The sequence below is a fragment of the Saccharomonospora iraqiensis subsp. iraqiensis genome (assembly GCF_000430445.1).
Classification (GTDB): domain Bacteria; phylum Actinomycetota; class Actinomycetes; order Mycobacteriales; family Pseudonocardiaceae; genus Saccharomonospora; species Saccharomonospora iraqiensis.
Window position 1 is genome coordinate 1 of the sequence record NZ_KE387127.1, and the last position, 4,069, is coordinate 4,069.

At 70.9% G+C, this 4,069-nt stretch carries 4 protein-coding genes and 1 pseudogene; 3 read left to right on the forward strand and 2 right to left on the reverse strand.

Going from position 1 to position 4,069, the window contains the following annotated elements:
• The 3 genes and pseudogenes from ACTIR_RS26910 to ACTIR_RS0118875 all read left to right on the forward strand — a co-directional run.
• Positions 1-193: pseudogene (locus ACTIR_RS26910) on the forward strand (hypothetical protein); the annotation flags it as partial.
• Complete coding sequence (fahA, locus tag ACTIR_RS0118870; RefSeq protein WP_026455441.1) at positions 190-1,368, forward strand: fumarylacetoacetase; 1,179 nt, start codon at positions 190-192, stop codon at positions 1,366-1,368. The pseudogene ACTIR_RS26910 and the gene fahA, both read left to right, overlap by 4 nt.
• 104 nt (positions 1,369-1,472) lie before the next feature.
• Positions 1,473-2,543, forward strand: coding sequence for an LLM class flavin-dependent oxidoreductase (locus ACTIR_RS0118875; RefSeq protein ID WP_026455442.1), 1,071 nt, complete (start codon positions 1,473-1,475; stop codon positions 2,541-2,543).
• Between the two features lie 107 nt (positions 2,544-2,650).
• Here ACTIR_RS0118875 and ACTIR_RS0118880 read toward each other — a convergent pair whose 3' ends face one another.
• Positions 2,651-3,811 (reverse strand): acyl-CoA dehydrogenase family protein, encoded by a 1,161-nt coding sequence (locus tag ACTIR_RS0118880; protein ID WP_026455443.1) that lies wholly within the window; start codon positions 3,809-3,811, stop codon positions 2,651-2,653.
• The coding region (locus tag ACTIR_RS24340) for a biotin/lipoyl-containing protein (protein ID WP_034241027.1) at positions 3,808-4,069 on the reverse strand (262 nt) is incomplete at its 5' end. The genes ACTIR_RS24340 and ACTIR_RS0118880, both read right to left, overlap by 4 nt.

Below are 4,069 nucleotides of genomic sequence, written 5' to 3' on the forward strand. Positions count from 1 at the left end.
CGCCGTGCTCGCCGAGCGGGACGCCGGCACGGTCGCCTCCCGGGTGCGTGAGCTCGGGCCGCGGCGCACCGCCGCCGCCCGGGAGGCGTTCGTGTCGTTCGGGACCTGCAGTATCACCGAGCCGCTCGCCGAGCTCGTCGACCTCGGCCTGGTCGACGGGTCGGTCGTGCGCGGAGAAGGAGTCAGCACGTGACCCGCATCACCATCCCGGAGGGCTCCCCCTTCGGCCTCGCCAACCTGCCCTACGGCGTGTTCTCGACCCCGGGCACCGACCCCCGGGTCGGGGTCCGGGTCGCCGATTCGGTGGTCGACCTGGCGGCCACGCTCGGCGACGACGTGTTCGCCCGGCCGTCGTTGAACGACTTCATGGCCCAGGGCCGGGCCCGCTGGGACGAGGTGCGGAACCGGGTCCACGAGCTGGTCTCCGGCGACGTGCCGGACCACGCGGTGTACCCGGTGTCGGAGGTGACGCTGCACCTGCCCGTGGAGGTGGCCGACTACGTCGACTTCTACGCCTCCGAGCACCACGCCTCCAACCTCGGCAGGCTGTTCCGCCCGGACGCCGAGCCGCTGATGCCGAACTGGAAGCACCTGCCGGTCGGCTACCACGGACGCGCGGGCACGGTCGTGGTCTCCGGCACCGACATCGTCCGGCCCAGCGGCCAGCGCAAGGCCCCCGACGAGCAGGTCCCGTCGTTCGGCGGCTCCCGACGGCTGGACATCGAGGCCGAGCTGGGCTTCGTCGTGGGCACCGGGTCCGCGCTGGGTGAGTCCGTGTCCACCGACGAGTTCGCCGACCGGGTGTTCGGCGCGGTGCTGGTCAACGACTGGTCCGCCCGGGACATCCAGGCGTGGGAGTACGTACCGCTCGGCCCGAACCTCGGCAAGAGCTTCGCCACCTCGGTCTCGCCGTGGGTGGTGCCGCTCGCCGCGCTGGAGGCGGCCCGGGTGCCGCTGCCCGGCCAGGACCCCGAACCGCTGCCGTACCTGCGCGAGCGTCAGGACTGGGGCCTGGACATCGAGTTCGTCGTGGAGTGGAACGGGCGGGAGGTCTCCCGCCCGCCGTACCGGGAGATGTACTGGTCGCCCGCGCAGATGCTGGCCCACCTCACGGTCAACGGCGCGACCAGCCGCACGGGCGACCTCTACGCCTCGGGCACGATCTCCGGGCCGGAGAAGCACCAGCGGGGCGCGTTCATCGAGCTCACCTGGAACGGCAAAGAACCGCTGGAGATCAACGGGGAGCAGCGGACGTTCCTGGCCGACGGCGACGAGGTGACCCTCACCGCGACCGCACCGGCCACCGACGGCGGCAGGCTCGGGTTCGGCGAGGTGCGCGGCCGCATCCTGCCCGCACAGGACGGCTGACCAGGTGATCCGGTGCCCGCCGGACCCGGCCGGGGACGGTGGGCACCGGCACCGCGCTACAGTGGTAGTTGAACGGACAACTACTTCGTGAGCGTGGTGACGACATGCAGTTCGGGGTCTTCAGCGTCGGGGACGTCACGCCCGACCCCACCGACGGGCGTACGCCCACCGAGCACGAGCGCATCAAGGCGATGGTGCGGATCGCGCTCAAGGCCGAGGAGGTCGGCCTCGACGTCTTCGCCACCGGCGAGCACCACAACCCGCCGTTCGTGCCGTCGTCGCCGACGACCATGCTCGGCTACATCGCCGCCCGCACCGAGCGGCTGATCCTGTCCACGGCGACCACCCTGATCACCACCAGCGACCCGGTGAAGATCGCCGAGGATTTCGCGATGCTGCAACACCTGGCCGACGGCCGGGTGGACGTGATGCTCGGCCGGGGCAACACCCCGCCGGTGTATCCGTGGTTCGGGCAGGACATCCGCCAGGGCATTCCCCTGGCGATCGAGAACTACGAACTGCTGCACCGCCTCTGGCGGGAGGACGTCGTGGACTGGGAGGGCCGGTTCCGCACGCCGTTGCAGGGCTTCACGGCCACCCCGCGTCCGCTGGACGGGGTGCCACCGTTCGTGTGGCACGGCTCGATCCGCAGTCCGCAGATCGCCGAGCAGGCCGCCTACTACGGCGACGGGTTCTTCCACAACCACATCTTCTGGCCCGCCGAGCACACGAAACGGATGGTGGCGCTGTACCGGGAACGGTTCGCCCACCACGGGCACGGCGACCCGGAGCAGGCGATCGTCGGCCTCGGCGGCCAGGTGTTCATGCGGCCCAACTCGCAGGACGCGGTGCGCGAGTTCCGGCCCTACTTCGACCACGCGCCGGTGTACGGCGGCGGGCCGTCCCTGGAGGAGTTCTCCACGCAGACCCCGTTGACGGTGGGCAGCCCGCAGCAGGTCATCGACCGCACCCTGGGCTTCCGGGAGTACGTCGGCGACTACCAGCGTCAGCTGTTCCTGATGGACCACGCGGGCCTGCCGCTGAAGACCGTGCTGGAGCAGCTGGACATCCTCGGCGAGGAGGTGGTCCCCGTTCTGCGCAGGGAGTTCGCCACCCACCGCGCCCCCGGCGTCCCGGACGCCCCCACCCACGACTCCCTCCGCGCGGCCTCCTGAGCGGGCCACCCGGGTGTTGCCGTGAGGGGCACTTCCCCTGCGTCAGGGGCCGTGAGGGGCACATTCACTGCATCTGGCGCAGTGAATGTGCCCTTCACGGCAACACCTCACGCCGGGGTGAGGCCGAGTTCGCGGGCGATGAGCATGCGTTGGACCTCGCTGGTGCCTTCGCCGATCTCCAGGATCTTGGCGTCGCGGTAGAAACGGCCCACCGGGGTCTCGTTCATGAAGCCGTAGCCGCCGAAGATCTGGGTGGCCTCGCGGGAGTTGTCCATCGCGGCGTTGGACGCGGTCAGCTTCGCGATGGCCGCCTCCTTCTTGAACGGCTCGCCGCGCAGCATCTTCGCCGCCGCCTGGTAATACGCCAGCCGCGCGGTGTGCACCCGCATCTCCATGTCGGCGAGCTTGAACTGGATGGTCTGGTACCGCCCGATGGGCCCGCCGAACGCCTCCCGCTCACGCACGTAACGCAGGCACTCGTCGACACACCCCTGCGCCAGTCCGACGCTCAGCGCGGCGATCGCGATCCGACCCTCGTCCAGGATGGACAGGAACTGCGCGTACCCGCGGCCGCGCTCGCCGAGCAGGTTCTGCGCGGGCACCCGGCAGTCGTCGAACGCGAGCTCGTGGGTGTCGGAGGCGTTCCAGCCGACCTTCGAGTACTTCGGCGCCACCGTGAACCCGGGTGTGCCCGCGGGCACGATGATCGTCGAGATCTCCTTGCCGCCGTCCGGCTTGCTGCCGGTCACGGCGGTCACGGTGACCAGGCTGGTGATGTCGGTGCCGGAGTTGGTGATGAACGACTTGCTGCCGTTGATCACCCACTCGTCCCCGTCCAGGGTCGCCGACGTCCGCGTGGCCCCGGCGTCGGAGCCGCCGCCGGGCTCGGTGAGACCGAACGCGCCGAGCTTCTCACCCGCGCACAGCGCGGGCAGCCACCGCCGCTTCTGTTCCTCGGTGCCGAACCGGTACAGCGGCATCGCGCCGAGCGAGACCCCGGCCTCCAGCGTGATCGCCACGGAGGAGTCGACCCGGGCGAGTTCCTCCAGCGCCAGGCACAGCGCGAAGTAGTCCCCGCCCATGCCGCCGTGCTCCTCGGGGAACGGCAGGCCGAACAGGCCCATCCCGGCCATCCCCGCGACCAGGTCGTACGGGAACTCCTCGCGTTCGTAGTAGTCCCCGATCACCGGGGCCACCTCGGCGCGCGCGAAGTCCCGCACGGTCCGCCGCAGCGCCTCGTACTCCTCGTCGAGCCGGTCGTCGATCATGCTGTGCCTTCCTCCGGGGTCACCAGGGCGAGTGGTTCGTCGAGCGCGACCTGCTGGCCCGCACGCACGTTCAGTTCGGTGACCACGCCGTCGACCGGCGCGGTGATGGTGTGCTCCATCTTCATGGCCTCGACCACCAGCAACGGCGCACCGGCGGCGACGACCTGCCCAGGTTCGGCCTTCACCACCAGCACCGTGCCCGGCATCGGGGAGGTCACCGGGCCCGCCTCCGTCGCCTCGGCGTGCGAGGCCAGCAGG